This window comes from Streptomyces justiciae (genome assembly GCF_015163075.1).
GTDB classification, from domain to species: domain Bacteria; phylum Actinomycetota; class Actinomycetes; order Streptomycetales; family Streptomycetaceae; genus Streptomyces; species Streptomyces justiciae.
In genome coordinates, this window is the sequence record NZ_JADDXU010000013.1 from 23,510 (window position 1) to 39,793 (window position 16,284).

General features: G+C 69.6%; 15 protein-coding genes. 8 read left to right on the forward strand and 7 right to left on the reverse strand.

Annotated features, from left to right (window positions below; translation table 11 throughout):
* Positions 1–30 precede the first annotated feature (30 nt).
* Positions 31–1,485, forward strand: coding sequence for a DUF6351 family protein (locus IQ210_RS31200; RefSeq protein WP_194082520.1), 1,455 nt, complete (start codon positions 31–33; stop codon positions 1,483–1,485).
* Positions 1,486–1,734: 249 nt separating this feature from the next.
* Here IQ210_RS31200 and IQ210_RS31205 read toward each other — a convergent pair whose 3' ends face one another.
* Positions 1,735–2,430: an SDR family NAD(P)-dependent oxidoreductase gene (locus IQ210_RS31205; RefSeq protein WP_194082521.1), complete on the reverse strand. Its 696-nt coding sequence runs from the start codon at positions 2,428–2,430 to the stop codon at positions 1,735–1,737.
* A 103-nt stretch (positions 2,431–2,533) separates the two neighbouring features.
* On the opposite strand from IQ210_RS31205, the gene IQ210_RS31210 reads away from it, so the two are divergent.
* Positions 2,534–3,412, forward strand: a complete 879-nt coding sequence (locus IQ210_RS31210; RefSeq protein WP_194082522.1) for a helix-turn-helix transcriptional regulator — start codon at positions 2,534–2,536, stop codon at positions 3,410–3,412.
* 134 nt (positions 3,413–3,546) lie between these two features.
* Here the strand turns inward: IQ210_RS31210 and IQ210_RS31215 are convergent, their stop codons facing one another.
* The gene (locus tag IQ210_RS31215; protein ID WP_194082523.1) at positions 3,547–4,416 is read right to left on the reverse strand and encodes a LysR family transcriptional regulator; all 870 of its coding nucleotides are present in this window, start codon (positions 4,414–4,416) and stop codon (positions 3,547–3,549) included.
* A gap of 120 nt (positions 4,417–4,536) precedes the next feature.
* On the opposite strand from IQ210_RS31215, the gene IQ210_RS31220 reads away from it, so the two are divergent.
* Positions 4,537–5,757 (forward strand): MFS transporter, encoded by a 1,221-nt coding sequence (locus IQ210_RS31220; RefSeq protein WP_194082524.1) that lies wholly within the window; start codon positions 4,537–4,539, stop codon positions 5,755–5,757.
* A 29-nt stretch (positions 5,758–5,786) separates the two neighbouring features.
* On the opposite strand, the gene IQ210_RS31225 is transcribed toward IQ210_RS31220, so the two are convergent.
* A complete protein-coding gene (locus IQ210_RS31225) occupies positions 5,787–6,794 on the reverse strand; it encodes a TetR/AcrR family transcriptional regulator C-terminal domain-containing protein (RefSeq protein WP_194082525.1) in 1,008 nt (335 codons plus the stop codon).
* Positions 6,795–7,024: 230 nt separating this feature from the next.
* Here IQ210_RS31225 and IQ210_RS31230 point away from each other — a divergent pair, with 230 nt between their 5' ends.
* From IQ210_RS31230 to IQ210_RS31250, 5 genes are all read left to right on the forward strand, one after another.
* On the forward strand, positions 7,025–8,641 hold the full coding sequence (locus IQ210_RS31230; protein ID WP_194082526.1) for an amidohydrolase family protein: 1,617 nt from the start codon (positions 7,025–7,027) through the stop codon (positions 8,639–8,641).
* A 222-nt stretch (positions 8,642–8,863) separates the two neighbouring features.
* The gene (locus tag IQ210_RS31235) at positions 8,864–9,655 is read left to right on the forward strand and encodes a cyclase family protein (RefSeq protein WP_256784989.1); all 792 of its coding nucleotides are present in this window, start codon (positions 8,864–8,866) and stop codon (positions 9,653–9,655) included.
* Positions 9,656–10,031: 376 nt separating this feature from the next.
* Positions 10,032–10,505: an RICIN domain-containing protein gene (locus tag IQ210_RS31240; RefSeq protein ID WP_194082527.1), complete on the forward strand. Its 474-nt coding sequence runs from the start codon at positions 10,032–10,034 to the stop codon at positions 10,503–10,505.
* A gap of 28 nt (positions 10,506–10,533) precedes the next feature.
* A complete protein-coding gene (locus IQ210_RS31245) occupies positions 10,534–12,765 on the forward strand; it encodes a glycoside hydrolase domain-containing protein (protein WP_194082528.1) in 2,232 nt (743 codons plus the stop codon).
* Between the two features lie 11 nt (positions 12,766–12,776).
* Complete coding sequence (locus tag IQ210_RS31250; RefSeq protein WP_194082529.1) at positions 12,777–13,400, forward strand: hypothetical protein; 624 nt, start codon at positions 12,777–12,779, stop codon at positions 13,398–13,400.
* Positions 13,401–13,412: 12 nt separating this feature from the next.
* Here IQ210_RS31250 and IQ210_RS31255 read toward each other — a convergent pair whose 3' ends face one another.
* The 4 genes from IQ210_RS31255 to IQ210_RS47965 all read right to left on the reverse strand — a co-directional run bounded on the left by IQ210_RS31255 (position 13,413) and on the right by IQ210_RS47965 (position 16,229).
* Positions 13,413–14,402 (reverse strand): winged helix-turn-helix domain-containing protein, encoded by a 990-nt coding sequence (locus IQ210_RS31255; protein ID WP_194082530.1) that lies wholly within the window; start codon positions 14,400–14,402, stop codon positions 13,413–13,415.
* Between the two features lie 170 nt (positions 14,403–14,572).
* Positions 14,573–14,950 carry a hypothetical protein gene (locus IQ210_RS31260; RefSeq protein ID WP_322657087.1) on the reverse strand — a complete coding sequence of 126 codons (378 nt, stop codon included), beginning with the start codon at positions 14,948–14,950 and terminating at the stop codon, positions 14,573–14,575.
* 80 nt (positions 14,951–15,030) lie between these two features.
* Positions 15,031–15,801: a hypothetical protein gene (locus IQ210_RS31265; RefSeq protein WP_228048642.1), complete on the reverse strand. Its 771-nt coding sequence runs from the start codon at positions 15,799–15,801 to the stop codon at positions 15,031–15,033.
* Positions 15,802–16,100: 299 nt separating this feature from the next.
* Positions 16,101–16,229, reverse strand: coding sequence for a hypothetical protein (locus IQ210_RS47965; RefSeq protein ID WP_265584720.1), 129 nt, complete (start codon positions 16,227–16,229; stop codon positions 16,101–16,103).
* Positions 16,230–16,284: the final 55 nt, after the last annotated feature.

Below are 16,284 nucleotides of genomic sequence, written 5' to 3' on the forward strand. Positions count from 1 at the left end.
GGCCCCCCAAGCACCTGAAGGAGCAGTTCCTTGAGCACACCTGCCCTGCCCGAACCCGGTACGTATCGCCGGGCCCGCGGCCGCCGTTCGACGATGCTGACGGCGCTGCTCGCGGCCGCGGTCGTGGGCACTCTCGGCAGCGCGCCCGCCACCGCGGCCGACACCACGCGCCCGACTCCCGCCGCCTGCCCGGGACATCTGGCGGAGAAGGCCACCTGCTACACCGGCCGGGACACCAACGGCGCCTACTACACGATGGCCGTCCCGAAGCACTGGAACGGCTCCCTCGTCGTCCACGCCCACGGCGGCCCCGACTTCTCCTACGACGAGTCCACCAGCACCGAGGACCTGGAACGCTGGGCGGTGATGGTCGACGAGGGCTACGCCTGGACGGGCTCCTCCTACCGCCGTGGCGGTTACGGGGTCAGGATGGCCGCCGCGGACACGGAGAACGTACGCCGCCTGTTCGTCGGCCACTTCGGCCGCCCCGACCGCACCTATCTGCACGGCCAGTCCTGGGGCGGCAATGTCGCCGCAAAGGTCGCCGAGACCTACGGCGGGAAGCGCGGCGCCTACGACGGAGTCCTGCTGACCAACGGCTTCCTGGCCGGCGGCTCGCGCGGCTACGACACACGTGTGGACCTGCGCACGGTCTACCAGTACTACTGCCGCAACCTGCCCCGTCCCACCGAGCCGCAGTACCCGCTGTGGCAAGGACTGCCCGCGGACTCCGAAATGACCCCCGAGGAGGTCCACGGCCGACTCCAGGAGTGCACCGGCATCGACTCCGACCCGGCCGACCGGACCGCACGGCAACAGCGCAACCTCGACGACATCCTCGCCGTCACCCGCGTCCCGGAACGCTCCCTGGCCACGAACATGCAGTACGCGGCCTTCCTCGTCCGCGACATCGTGTCCAACCGCCTCGACGGCCGTAACCCGTTCGGCAACCGCGGTGTCCACTACGACGGTTCACACGACGACAAGGCGCTCAACGCCGGCGTGGAGCGCTTCTCGGCCGACCCCAGCGCGCGCCGTGATCTCTCCTACGACAGCGACCTCACCGGCCGGATCGCCCTCCCGGTCCTCACGCTGCACGCGATCGACGACCCCCAGGTCTTCGTCGAGCACGAGGCGGCCTATCGCGCCACGGTCCAGGCCGCCGGCCGAAGCGAGAACCTCGTCCAGACCTTCACGAGGGAGAGCGATCACAGCGCCCTCAGCAACGCCGAGTACGCCAACTCCCTTGCGGCCCTGGACACATGGGCCCGCACCGGCCGGAAACCCACCGCCACCTCGATAGCGCGTACGTGCAGCGCCTTCGACACCACCTACGGCGGTGGCTGCTTCTACGATCCGACGTTCCGCCCCGCCCCGTTCGCCACCCAGGTCCGACCCCGGCCAGGCGGCCTCCACTGGCCCGCCATGTCGGCGGCGCAGGAAGAGACGTGGAGCCGTATCGAGGGCGTGGGCATAGCCCCCTGAAGCCGCTCGACGGTTCCCGATCCTGCTCTCACGGGCCTGCGGCCCGGAAGCCAGGGTGTCCGGTGTCGGGGGCGAGGCGGTGGACGGACTCGAAGAGGTCCGGTACCCGGTCGGCGGGGACGTGTGGGCCGGTGCCGGCCACGGTCACGGTGCGCCCTTCGACGCCGACCGGGACGCGCCGGCCTCGGCATGCATTCGCAGCTTCGGAGCCCGCGTCCGTGGCGGGCGCGCCCCGGATTCAGGGGTGGGTCACCAGGCCATCTCACCGTGACGGTCGCGGAAGGTTCCGGTCGGGCCGTCCGGTCCGATGGTGGCGAGGTCGACGATCGCGTCGGTGCCCTCGGTCACGGTCTGCGGGCCGCTGTGCCCGTTGAAGTCGGTCGCTGTGTAGCCCGGGTCGGCCGCGTTCACCTTCACATCCGGCCAGGACTTCGCGTACTGCGTGGTCAGCATGGTCACCGCGGCCTTCGACGCCGTGTAGAGCGGCGCGAGGATCTTCGACTCGACGCGTTCGGCGTCGTGGGTGGCCGCGAACGACCCCATGCCGCTCGACACATTGACGATGACCGGGTGCGCGGACTTGCGCAGCAGCGGCAGGAACGCGTGCGTGACCCGGACGATCCCCACGACATTGACGTCGAACACCTCTTCGGCGTCAGCGGCGGTGATCTGGTCGGCGGGATGGTGCGTCCCGAAAACACCCGCGTTGTTGATCAGGACGTCGATACCACCCTCGCGAGCCTCGACATGGGCGGCGGCAGCGGCCACCGATGCGTCGTCGGTCACGTCGATCCGTACGAAGCGGGCCCCGAGCGCGTCGGCGGCCGCCTGTCCGCGCTCCGGATCACGAGCGCCGATGAGGACGGTGTGTCCGGCCTCGATCAAGCGGCGGGCGGTCTCGTAGCCGAGGGACTTGTTGGCTCCTGTGATGAATGTGGTCGTCATGCCGTCCACTCTCGGCCCGTGGCGAGAGGCCAGCCAGTGCCCTCCATGACGGTAGGACAGCCAGTACCAGGCACGACGACGGCCCGGCGGACACAATTGCCGGGTGGACGAGACCCTGGGCACGGCACTGCACCGCTGGCGCGACCGCCTTTCTCCCGCCGACGTCGGACTGACCTCACGGCCCGGACGACGTGCGGTGGGGCTGCGCCGCGAGGAACTGGCCGAACTCGCCGGGCTGTCGGTCGACTACGTGGTCCGCCTGGAACAGGGACGCGCCAAAACCCCTTCGGCGCAGGTCGTCGCGAGCCTGACCAGGGCGCTGCAACTGCAGCCCATGGAGCGCGATCACGCCTACAGGCTGGCCGGTCTCCTGCCGCCCCAGGAAGGGACGATCTCCACACATGTGCCGGCCGGTGTCCAACGGATGCTGGCCCGCCTCGGGGAGTTCCCCGCCGGCGTGTTCAGCGCCGACTGGACCTTGCTGTCCTGGACCCCCGCTTGGTCGGTCCTGATGGGCGACCCGAGCGCGCGGACACACGACGAGCGCAACCTGGCACGGGCGGTCTTCGCCACAGGGCCCAGCCGGCTCGCGTCCTGGCCCGTGCTCCACGACGACAACGCCCTGAAACCCGCCCTCGTCGCCGACCTGCGCACGGCGCTCGTCGACTACCCCCGCGACCGCGGCCTGAGCCGTCTCGTAGAGGAACTGCGGTCGGTCAGCGCGGAGTTCGCCCGCCTGTGGGACGAGGGCACGGTCGGCCCGCACGTCTCGGCCCGCAAGACCGTCGTACACCCCCGGGTGGGTGAGGTGATCTGCGACTGCGACGTGCTCACCGTGCCGGGCTGCGACATCCGCCTCGTCGTCTACACGGTGGCCGCGGGTTCCCCGGACGCGGAGAAGCTGGAGTTCCTACGCGTCACCAACGGCGTCGGTGCCGAAGGCCCCACGCCTTCAGGGCCCGGCCTGTTCTCCACGCCGTAAGGGCGGGGCCTCACGGCAGGCGGTTCCCGACCTTCAGCGGACAACGTTTGTTGATTTCCCGGGCGATTCAGAAGCGGCGGAGTACGGCCTTCTGACGCCCACGACACCGAGGATTGACGGCGAATCCGGCCTCGTCATCCGAGGGTGTCGATGGCGGTGCGCAGGGCGGTGATGAAGGCGGTCGTGGCGGGTGGGTCGGGTGGTTCGCCGAACGTGGCGAGGTAGATGCGGCGCCGGAACTCAGTCAGTTCGCTGGCGACGACCCCGTCCGTGTGGTGCGAGCGCAGTGCGAGGCCGGGCATGGTGGTGACCCCGAGTCCGGCGGCGACGAGCGCCTGCTCGACGACGATGTCGTCGCTGCTGTAGGTGATGCGCGGACTGAACCCGGCGGCTTCGCAGAACTGGAGCAGCTCACCACGGCAGTTCTCGCACCCGGCGATCCACGCCGTGTCCCGATGGTCGGCGAGCGCCTGGTCAGGGCGCCGGCTGAGCAGATACATCGGGTCGTCGAGGAGATAGGAGTAGCGGACGCCGTCCTGCGGCACGGCGTCGTCGTAGCGGTGCACGATCGCAAGGTCGGCCGAGCCGTCGCGCAGCCGCCGCAGGGCCACCGTGGGATGGGCGTCGGCCAGCTGAAGCTCGATGTTCGGGTACGAGCGGGCCAGCGCCGCGGCCGCGGGCGGGACCAGGACGCTCAAGGCTGAGCTGAAGGCCGCGACGCGGACCCGGCCGGTCTGCAGCCCTATCTGGGCGGCCAGTTCGGCGCCGGCGGCGTCGACCCGGGCGACGATCTCCGCCGCGCGGCGGGCGAGCAGCTCGCCTTCGGGCGTGAGCCGGATGCCACGGCCGGCGCGCTGGATCAGCTTGGCTCCCGTCGCCGCCTCGAGCCGGGCCAGATGGTGACTGATCGAGGGCTGGGAATAGTGCAACGCCCTGGCCGCCTCGGTGACCGAGCCGTGGGCGGCGACCGCCGCCAGGACGCGAAGCCGGACGATATCGAGCATTCATCAAGGCTATCGATGGATTCGCGCCGGAGTTGGCATTAGACGCATAAGACCTCTTGGCTGCAGGCTCGTCGGTGAGCTGAAGGCCCGACAGCGGACGAGAGCTGAGGAGTCCACGGCATGCGTACGTACCGAGAACTGTTTCGAACGCCCGAGTTCACCCCGCTGTTCGCGGCTTCGTGCGCGCAGGTCGCCTCGACGACGCTGAACGGGCTGGCGCTCGCCACGCTGGTGTACGCCCGCACGGACTCGCCGTTGATGGCGGCGTTGAGCATGTTCGGGCCGTCCTTCGCCGAACTGGTCGGGGCGGCCACGCTGCTGTCGGTGGCCGACCGGGTGCCACCGCGTGCGGCGCTGACGCTGACCGCGGTGGCCGGGGGTCTGGGCGGATCGGCGCTGACCGTGCCGGGCCTGCCGCTGTGGGCCATGTTCGCGGTGATCCTGGCTCTTGGCCTGGTCGGCTCGATCGGCGGAGGTGTCCGGTACGGCTTGCTCAACGAGATCGTGCCGACGAACGGGTACGTGCTGGGCCGCTCGGTGCTCAACATCTCGGTCGGCGCGATGCAGATCGCCGGCTTCGCGCTCGGCGGCATCCTGCTGGCGGTGGTGTCGCCGCGTGCGACGCTGGCCATCAGCGCCGCGTTGGCCTTCCTCGCGGCTCTGGTGCTGCGGTGCGGACTCAGCGCCCGGCCGGCGCGGGTGCCCGGCCGCCCGTCCGTCGCGGCCACCTGGCAGGTCAACCGGCACCTGCTGGCCACGCCGGCCCGCCGGGCGGTCTACCTGGCGATGTGGGTGCCCAACGGCCTGGTGGTGGGCTGCGAGGCGCTGTTCGTACCCTACGCACCGCGGTCTGCCGCCGCGCTGTTCGTCGCGGCGGCGTTGGGGATGCTGCTCGGCGATCTGGTCGCCGGGCGGTTCATGTCGCCACAGGTACGGCTACGGTGCGTCACCCCGCTGCGATTCGCGCTCGCGCTGCCGTACCTGCTCTTCGTGATGCCGCTGAGCACGCCGATCGCGGCAGGCGTCGTCGCGGTTGCCGCGACCGGTTTCGCGTCCACGCTGCTGCTGCAGGAACGGCTGATGACGCTGATCGGTGAAGAGGTCCGCGGCCAGGCGCTGGGCCTGCACGTCACCGGCATGAAGGCGATGCAGGCGGTCGGCGCCACGGCGGCCGGACTGCTCGCGCAGTACCTGCCCGCGGGTACGGCGATGGCCGTGATGGCGGTGGCATCGCTCGCCGTCACCTCGATGCTCAGCCCCGCCCTGCGCCTGCCGTCGAACGGGACCCCGCCGCCCGGACCACAGCCGGCCCCTGCGCAGGCACTGGCCGAACGCCCCTGAAACACTCTTGGCCCGCCGCTCGTTCGAGCTCAGGGAATGCGCGCCACCATCGCGGCGATGCCGTCGAGTTGGTGGCGCAGGCCGAATTCGAAGAGTTCGTCGAGGTCGGCGGTGGTGGTGGCGTCGGTGGGGATGCAGGCCGCGAGGGCCTGGAAGCGCCCGGACCCGAATATTTCCGCGTGCAGGGCGCGCTCGGCGGCGATTCGCTGCTGCCCGGTCACACCGGTGTCGTGCTCGGCTTGCACCTCCAGTGCGTTGCTCGCGGCGATGCCGCCGACGTAGCCGTCGAGCGCGAGCACAGTGTGCAGCATGTCGTGTCGGCTGAGCCCGAGTCCGTCCAGAGCTCTGAGTTCCCAGTCGACCATCCGGATCCCGCTGAACACCGCCGGCGGGCGGACGAGGGAATTGTGCATGATCGTAGGTAGCCAAGGGTGCCTGCGGTAGACGCGCCACTGCAGCCGTGCCGCCAGTTCGAGTTTGGCGCGCCAGCCGGGCGGGCCGGGCTCGGGCAGTTCCTCCTCGCCGAACGCCACGTCCGCCATCAGGCGCAGCAGTTCCTCCTTGTCCGGGATGTAGCGGTAGAGCGACATGGGACCGACCTCCAGGTCCGCCGCCAGGCGACGCATCGTCAGCGCGTTGAGCCCGTCGCGGTCCGCGAGCCGGATCGCCGCCCGGATCACCACCTCTCGCGTCGAGCCCGGCTCGACCGTGCCCCGCGCTCTCGGCCGGGCGGTGCCCGGGGTGGCCGCATCGGCCTCGTCCGGGCGGCTCGGGCCGGGGGCGTCTCCGCCGGGATGCCGCTCCTCGGCGGGCGGGCGCTCGAGGACGATCGTCCCGCCGCCGGGCACGGACCGGACCCAGCCCTGGTCGCGCAGCGCGCCGAGCGCCTTGGCGGCCGTGGCCATGGCCACCCCGTGCTCTCGGACGATCTGCCGCGTGGACGGCACCCGCTGCCCCGCCACGAGCTCGCCCGACAGAATCCGATCGCGGATCTCCGCCGCGATGCGGAGGTAAGGGGGAGGAGGTGATGCGGTCATGCGGTGAGCTCCAACCGTTCTAGTGCACTGCGGCTCGTGGCGCGGCGATCAGCCCGAGATAGCTCTACCGTACTAGGACGGTACGGATACCGGCCATTAATAACCTGCCTATGGCTTGGCCATTCTCTGGTCGGCGCGCATGGACACGGATACGTTGTACGCGCGACAACCCGACGCAGCGGAGACGCCCGTACGGCCGAAGAGGCCTTGCGGCGCAGGGAGTGGGGAACATGCCCGACAGCAAGGAAACGGTCGGCCGCCACGGTGGAGGCGGCGGGGCGAGGTCGCGACGTGAGGTGCTCGGCAGGGCGGTCACGCTCGCCGGCACTGCGCTGACGGCCACCGCCGTGGCGCCGACGCCTGCGAGGGCAACGACGGACGTCGGCGGACCGGCCGGTGCCGATGCTGACGAGTCCTACGCGTTGACGCATGTCACGGTGATCGACGCGACAGGCGCGCCGGCCAGGGGTGACATGACCGTGGTGGTGAACGGCGCGCGTATCGCCGCCGTGGGCAGGACCGGTACGGTCGCGGTCCCGCCCGGTGCACGGGTGGTGGACCTCGCCGGCAAGTACGTCATACCGGGCCTGATCGAATCACACGTCCACAGCGTCGGGCCGGAGGCGGTGGTACCGCCGCTGTACGCGCTGACCGGCGTGACGACGGTACGGGAGATGCGCGGGGAAGCACTGCACCACGAGTGGCGGCACAAGATCGAGAGCGGTCGGCTGCTGGGCCCCCGATGGCTCATCGGCAGCGCGATCGTCGACGGACGCCCCTCCCTGCACACACACGACACGGGTTCGCTCATCGAGGTCGCGAACGCGGAGGAGGCGAGGCAGGCGGTGCGGCAGGCGCAGCGGGAGAACGCCGATTTCGTGAAGGTCTACTCGCGGCTCAACCGCGCGTCGTACCTGGCGATCGCCGACGAGGCGCGGCGCCGGCGGATCCCGTTCGCCGGGCACTGCCCGGACACGGTCAGCGTTCCCGAGGCCATCAGGACCAGGCATCAGACCTTCGAGCACATGGACTCTCTGATGCTGGCGACATCGGCACACGAGAAGGAGATCCGCGAAGGCCTGGCGGCGATCACCGTCGACGCGTCCCAGGACGGCTTCCACCGCTACCGTGACTGGTACGCGGCGGTGCATCCGCTGGAGTACGAGGCCGTGCTCGGATACGACCGGGCCAAGGCGCGCGCGTTGTTCGCCGATCTGGCCGGCGACCGCAGCGGTGTCGTGCCCACGCTCGTCATACACCGAGTTCTGGAAGTGCCGGAAGAAAACCACGAGACCGACGAGTGGAAGTACCTGCCCGCCTCGATGACCGGCTGGTGGCGTGAGGTCGCCGACGTCGTGACCGGCGGCCGTACACCCGAGCAGGCAAGGCGAATCCGCGAGATCTTCGACCACAAGCGGAAGCTCGTGGGACAGATGCGGCGAAGCGGGGTGCGGATCCTCGCGGGCACCGACACCGGCAACCCCTTCGTCGTGCCGGGCTTCGCGCTGCACGACGAATTGGAGCTCCTCGTCGGCGCGGGCCTGACGGCCATGCAGGCCCTGCAGGCCGCTACCGAGCAGCCGGCCCGGGTGTTCGGCCTGGGCCACGCATTGGGCACGGTGGAAAGCGGCAAGCTGGCCGACCTGGTGGTCCTGGACGCGGACCCGCTCTCCGACATCCGCAACACGAGAGGCATTCACGCGCTCGTCGTCAACGGACGTCTGATCACCCACCAGGAGCGGGCGGGCCTACTGAAGGACATCGAGAAGACGGCCGGTTCCGAGCAGCCCTCCACGACAGGCACGGCGACGGCCCAAGGCTGCGGCTGCATGGACAAACTCCGGTAACAGGCGGGGCGTTGATCGAGCCGACTGTCTCAACAACCGCACCGAGCTCGTCGCCTCCTGGGCAGGGGAAGACGCCTTGCTGAGAAACGATGTGCCCTCGGATACTTCGACACGCTGTCGAACTGGGGGCGGTGGGGCGACGACCACGAGCTCGGCACCCTGAACCACATCACCCACGACGTCCGGCTGGCGGCGGCGCGGGCCGTGCGCCACGGCCGGAGCGTGTCGTGCGCATGGGAGATCACCGTGCCGGAGGAGATGGAGAGATCGACGACGACGTGCCCGTGCGCCGCCGACATGCCGGGTATGGCCACCATGCCGCTGCCCGGGTTCCGTAACGACCGGCACTGGGGCTTCTCGAACGAGCGGCTCGGCATCCTGTTCCACGGCAACACCATCACCCACGTCGACTCGCCGTGCCACATCTTCTGGGACGGCACGATGTACAACGGACGGCCGCACTCGCTGGTCGGCGCCGCAACGGGGTCGGCGTGGGCGGCCGTCACGGCGGCGGCGAACGGAATCATGACGCGCGGCGTCCTGCTGGACATCGCGAAGGTCCGCGGTGTGCCGTGGCTGGAACCGGGACAAGGTGTCTTTCCCGAGGATCTCGAGGAGGCCGAGCGCCGCCATGGTGTGCACGTGCGACCCGGCGACGCGGTTCTCCTGCGGACCGGCTATGGCCGCGCCCGGCACGAGGCCGGCGCGACCACCGGCGTCACGCAGGCCGGATGGCACGCGTCCTGCCTGCCATGGCTTCATGAAAGGCAGGTTGCGCTGATCGCCGCCGACACCCCTCAGGACGTTCAGCCGTCCGGGTACGAAGACCTGGCGATGCCGGTTCACACCGTGGGCCTCGTCGCGATGGGGCTGTGGCTGGTGGACAACTGCGACCTGGAGGCATGCGCGGTGACGGCCGCCGAACTCGGCCAGTGGGACTTCCAGTTCGCGGTCGCTCCGGTCCGCTTCGCGGGTACCTCCGGCAGCCCGGTCAACCCGATCGCCATGTTCTGACCGCGGTTCACGAGGGGGTGTGCGGGCTGTGAAGAATCCGGCCGGCACGCGGAACGCGGTCATGGTAGGCGGTTCATGTCGGTCCGCGGCAGGTCTTCGGCGAGTCGGGCCAGAGGGTCCGGCGCGCCTGACGACCGTCCTTCACAAGGTCGGCCGAGCCTGAAAGCGTCACCTCCTTCCGTTGGTGGCCGATCGCCCGGCCCCGGCCCGGCGCCGTGCTTGTCGAGTTCCATAGGGCCGAGTTCGCAGGGATCTGGCTTTCCCGGGCCATAGCCGCCAACCCCCTTTCGGATATAGCTGAAACCTTTGGTGACGATGGGACCCCCGTTCCAGTCTTGGCGTGCGAGTGCGACCACTCAGCTACCCGGGGGATGACATGAAGTCACTCAAGACCGCCGCGGCGGCCCTGCTCTGCGCGGGCGCACTGGTCACCGCGACCGGCAGTGCCGAGGCCGCGCAGGAGTCCCAGGACGGCGGCAGCGCCGTCCTGGTCGTGAACACCTTCCAGAGCCTCGGCACGCAGCGCTGCATGGACGACAGTTGGGAGTACGGGTTCCGTACGTTCCCCTGCAACAGCGGCGCCTACCAGCAGTGGGACGTCCACGTCTTCAACGACGGCACGCGCCGCTTCCAGAACAAGGTCACGGGACGCTGCCTCTACGACGGCCCGGCCGGGTTCAGCGCACAGTACTGCGACAGCTCCGAGTACGTGAGCTGGTACGTCTCCCACCACCACTCGGTGCGCCTCACCTTCCGCAACCAGTACACCGACCACTGCATCGACGACAGCGACGACAGCGGATTCCGCACCACCCGCTGCAACGGCGGCATCTACCAGGACTGGGTCTGACGCCCCACCACAGGGAGAAGAGGCGCACATGGCCGACGAGATGGTGGAACTCGCGCAGCGGTTCATCAACTCCTACAACGTGTCCGGCATCCCGAAGGTGGAGGTGAACGGGCGCACCAGCTGGACGGTGATGTACGCCCTGACCCGGGCGCTCCAGTACGAGCTGGGCATCACCTCACTGTCGGACTCCTTCGGTCCGACGACGCTGAGCACGCTCCAGTCCCGGTTCGGGCCGCAGATCGACGACCTGACCCGGCACGGCAACGTCTACCGGATCATCCAGTCGGGCCTGTACTGCAAGGGCTACGACGGCGGCGGCATGGACGGCACCTACAACGGCAGGACCGCCGACTCGGTCGCCGAGCTCAAGTCCAACATGGGCGTGGGCGGGGCCTATCCGGGCAGCGGGCTGCAACCGAAGGTGTTCAAGGCGCTCCTCACGATGGACCCGTACGTGCGGGTGGGCAACGGCACCGAGCAGGTGCGCCGGATCCAGCAGTGGCTCAACGGGCGGTACGTCCAGCGGCGGGAGTTCTTCATCTGCCCGGCCGACGGAAACTTCTCCCGGGACGTGCAGAAGGCGCTGGTCTTCGCCCTCCAGTACGAGATCGGCATGAGCGACGACGTCGCCAACGGGCGTTTCGGCCCCGGCACGCAGGACGGCATCAGGGCGCAGGCGATGCTCGGCCAGGGTTCGGCCGACGGCGCCAAGCAGTTCGTGCACCTGTTCCAGGCGGCGATGCGGTTCAACGGCTGGGACGTCGCGTTCGACGGCTTCTACTCGGGGTCGCTGCTCAGTACGGTCGTGGACTTCCAGCGCTTCGCCCAGCTGCTGCCCACCACCGGCACCGCGGACTTCCGCACCTGGGCCTCGCTGCTGGTCAGCACCGGCGACCCCAGTCGGCCCGGCACCGCGGCGGACTGCATCACCGAGATCACCCCGGCCCGCGCCCAGGCGCTGCGCGCCGCCGGATACACCACGGTGGGGCGGTACTTGACCAACGCCAACGTCACCAACCCGAAGAACAAGAAGATCCAGCCCGGTGAACTCGCCAACATCGTCGCGGGCGGCCTGTCGGTGTTCCCGATCTACCAGACCAACGGCGGCGATCCGGAGTACTTCAACGTGCAGCAGGGCGCCACGGACGCCCTGGCGGCCCTGGAGGCGGCCCGCGGGCACGGCTTCCGTGCCGGGACGACCATCTACTTCTCCGTCGACTACGACGCCGTCGACGAGGAGATCACCAGCCGGGTCATCCCGCACTTCCGCGGGCTGACGGGCCGTATGGCCGCCTACGGCAGCGAGTACTGCGTCGGTGTCTACGCGCCCCGCAACATCTGCAGCCGGCTCGCCAAGGCCGGTCTGACGACGGCCAGTTTCGTGTCGGACATGTCGACCGGCTACAGCGGCAACCTGGGTTTCCCGCTGCCGAAGGACTGGGCCTTCGACCAGATCGCGACGATCACGGTCGGCTCGGGCACCGGGTTCATCGAGATCGACAAGGACGTCGCGTCCGGACGCGACACCGGGCAGACCCAGTTCACGCCCCGGGGACCGGACACCGCGCTGGACGTGCCCTTCGACATGAGCCTGCGGAACTCCCTGACCTCGGGTCTCGTGAAGTACATCGTGGCCAACGGCCACGACGACTGGTACCGGGACCGCACCCCCGAGGAGTGCGTCGCCAAGGTCCTCGACATGGACCCGCTGATCACAGGTCTCGCCCGGTCCTTCCGGATGCGCAAGTCGCTCATCCAGGCCGTGGCCTTCTGGGAGTACCAGGCCGACTTCACCGACGAGGCCGTGGACGTGCTGGTCGCCACCTACTTCAACTGGGAGGAGGCGCAGGCCGCCTGGGAGCAGAACCCCGTGGGCGAACCGCCGACTCCGCCGGCCGTGATCAAGGACGACTCCAGCACCGGCGTCGCCCAGATCTTCGGCAGGACCGGGATCAAGGCCCGTAACCACTGCATCCGCGCGGGCGTGATCTCGGGCCCGCTCCAGGACACGGAGGACTGGCGGGCGCGCCGGGCGGTCTGGGACCAACTGCGCAACGACGACGACTACAACGTGAGCACCGTCCCGCTGATCCACATCTGGTCCGCTGCCATCACCGGCGTCACCGCCGACCGGCTGAACTACTCGGACGCCGACATCGTCACGGTGCTCGCCCAGTACAACGGCGCCGACGAGTACGGTCGCCGAGCTCGCGACCTCTACAACATCTTCGAGGCCTACAACGCGGTCGTGCGCGGCTGAAGGGAACCGGCATGCAGACCAGAGACACGGACACACCAGGTGGCAGAGGCCTGCCCCGGCGGACCCTGCTGCTCACCGGACTCGCGGGGGCGGTGGCGGCCGGCATCTCCTTGCCGACGGCCGCCCCCGCCTCGGCCGCGGCCGGCACCGCCAGTACCAACGGATGGCCGGTCACCACCACCGGCATCAGCACCCTGCCAGTGCCGGGCACTCCGGCCTCCGTCGCACTGCTGGAGGGAGACGTCTCCACGGTGCTCGTCCACGTCATCCGTCGCTTCCACTACGAGGTCGAGGAGGTCGCCCGCCACGAACTCGCCGGGCACCGCCCCGCCGCGGGGCTGACGGGACACACCACCAACTACGCCTCCGGCACGGCCGTCGAGATACGCCCGGCCGCCTACCCGCAAGCGGCGACCGGCGTGCTGTTCCCCCAACAGCTGGCCGTGGTGCGCGACATCCTCAAGGAGTGCGGGGGAGTGGTGGCCTGGGGCGGCCACCTGCGCCGGCCGCACGCGGCACACTTCCAGATCGCCGTACGCCCCGGTGATCCCCGCCTCCGAGGCCTCGCCCAGCGGATCACGGGCTGGACCCAGGCCCCGGGCCAGGGCGCGGGAGTGTTCACCCTGGGCGCCTGATCAGGGCCCGCGTCACGGGATGGCACGGCGGCCGTCCACCAGCGCCTCCCCCAACGGGGTCGCGCTGTGGTGGACGGCCGGTCCGCGGCGCCGGGTGACGATCAGCCCGGAGTCACGCAGAGCGGCGGTGTGCTGCGACACCGAGGCGGGGGAGACGACAAGCCGCTGGGCGAGCTCCCCGGTCGACCCACCGCCCGCGGTGAGGGCGGCGAGCAGATCGGCGCGGGTCCGGCCCAGGAGGGTGCGCAGGGCCTCCCGCGGATCGCGGAGCAGCTCGGCATCCGGCTGCGCCCAGCCCAGGTCGTGCGCTATCGGGTGGACGATCACCGGCGGCAGACCGGGATCGCGCAGGGTGATCGGAGCGCGCCAGCAGAAGAACGACGGCAGCAGGAGCAGACCCCGCCCGTCGAGGTGGATGTCGCGGTCGCAGGCGCTGGTCATGGTGAGCTGACCGGACCGCCAGCGCAGGTCCGGATGCAGGGTGGCCAGCATGCCCTCGACGCCCCCGTCCGTCACGGCCCGCATCCGTAGCCCACGGTCTCGGTCGAAGGCCGTGCGCACCCGGGCCCAGTGCGGCCGCAGGGCGACGGCGAAGTAGTGGCGCAGGGTCCGGTCGAGGCGGCGCACGGTGCCCAGATCCCCCTCGGCCAGGGAGCGGATCCAGGTGCCGGGACGCTGGGCGGCAGCCAGCCCTCCGACGTCCCGGCGCAGCACTCGGCGCGGGGTGGACAGCACGGCGTCGAGTCCGTCCTCCAGCCCGGCCCCGCCGGGGGCCGGGGTGAGGAAGTCGGCCGAGTAGCCCCGGGGCGGGGCGAGGTCGAAGAGCATCTGGACGGCAGCGGAGAGCCGCGACCGCACCTGTCTCTTCCACGGGCCGAAGACGACCGCGCCGTCGTCCCCCTTGACCAGATGCAGGCTGAGCAGCAGCTCCCACATCGGATCCGGCCTGCTTGCCACCCGTACGCGGGCGATGTCCGCGCTCGTGAAATGGAACGTCAACATGTCATCCCCCGAAATGCGAGGCAGGCCTTGGTCAGGGGCCTGGAAATGGTTCCGCAAGAGTAGGAGCGCCATGCTGGGACGAGGGTTGCGGGAGTGGCCGATACCGGCTGGAGAATGGCGAGTTTCCCCTCGTCCGGCAGGCTCTGAAGGAGGTCGACAACAACGTGAACTCAGGGCAGGTTCGTCCACCGATGCGAGGAAATGTTGTCGTTGAGCCATTCCCCTGACCCGGGGCCCGTGTTCGCGTCGAAGGTCCACTGGCGGAGATCGCTGAGTCCGACGCCGTTGTAGACGCCCCGGCGTGCGCCTGTGTAGTTCAGGCCCCAGTACACCCAGATGTCGTCCAGGTTGCCGGGGTAGCCGTTGTTCCAGAGCGAGCTCACTTGGTTCCGGCAGCTGCCCCAGTCCGGGGCTTCTCCCGACCAGTCGTCGCACCACCCCGAGTAGCCGGTGTTGTAGTAGACGTGGAGAAAACCGCCGGCGGCCTGGCTCGCTGAGGGCAGGGGAACGGGTTCGGATGCCTGAGCGGCGGACGGTGTGGCTGCCACCGTCACAGCGGCGAGAGCTGCGCCGACCAGAGTGTTGCGTAATGTTCCCACGTTCTTTCCTCTCGTTGCGGAATTCGGGTTCATGGGGAGGTGCCCGCCTTCTGTGTGAGATCGCGGGCACGGGAGAGCGCGTTGAGTTGCAGTTCCCGGTAGGTACGCACGGCCGGCTGGTATTGCCGGTCAAGGCTGCGGCCGTACTGCAGGTCCAAGTCCCGTGCAGCGTCGGCCAGGCCTGAAGTGCGGGCGCATCGCGCCTCGGTGACGGCAAGGGCGATTTCCTCGTCCCTGGGAAGCGGGGACCTGCGCGAACCGGTCGCCGCTCGCAGGTCGGCCGGGCTCGTGGCGGGGCGACCGGCTGCCCGCATACACGCGGACCAGGGTTTGACGGCTTCGGCGAACCGAGGATCCGCGGTGACCTTGGCATAGCGGAGTTCCGTGAGCGCGTCCGCGGTGACTTTCGCCTGGAACCACTTCTCCAGGTCTCCGTAGAGCGTCGCGTCGGCCTCCGACTGGCAGCCCTCAGGGCTGCGTTGGTACAACATGCCGTCGGGGGTCCTGGCCGTCACGGTCAGGGGGCGAGAACCGTTGGCTGCTGCCAGAGCCGCTGCCCGCCGCTTGGCCGGAAGTGCGCGAAAATACCGCTGATTGGCATCTGTTTTCCTCAACTCGGACAGTTCGCGCTGTATATCCGTGCCGTAGCCGTGTTCGCGGGCCCACGCCACGTCGTTGAGCACGTAGGGAAACGCCCGGGCCTCCGGAACGGGGTTCTCCTTGACCGGCTGGTATGCGAAGCCCTTGCGCCGCATGCAGTCACGCAGCAAGATCTGACCGGCTTCGTGCAGAAGACCCAACTCCTGCCGTGACGGCTCACGGGGTTCTCTTCCGGCCGTAGCAGCCGTGGAGGACGGCGGGGCATCGGTGAACGTGTGAATGCCCCCTGCCACGGCGGCCAAGGCCACGCACACGACACCGACCACCACAAAGGGGCGACCTGCACCGGGAGTTCGCCGGAATGCCGTCACTGACTGCCCCTTCTGTCGTGGCCCGGCCGGTCACCCGTCCCGGCACGAAATCGTCACTCTGGAATCGCCAGCAGATACTCGCGTAGCTGGTAGATGACCGGCCATGATTTCGATGACGATCGAAAGGTTCACGGGCTCGTGCGGTTCGAGGTGCTGGGCGGGGCGCTCTGCCTCGGCCTCCGGAAGCCGATGGTCTTGGGGATCACGTCGTCGGTGAAGATGTTGCAGGTGAAGATGCCGACAGCTACGGCCTGCACACGACCACATTCCAACGGTGGGCCGAACAGCAGGACTGGCCCGTCCCGGCCTCCT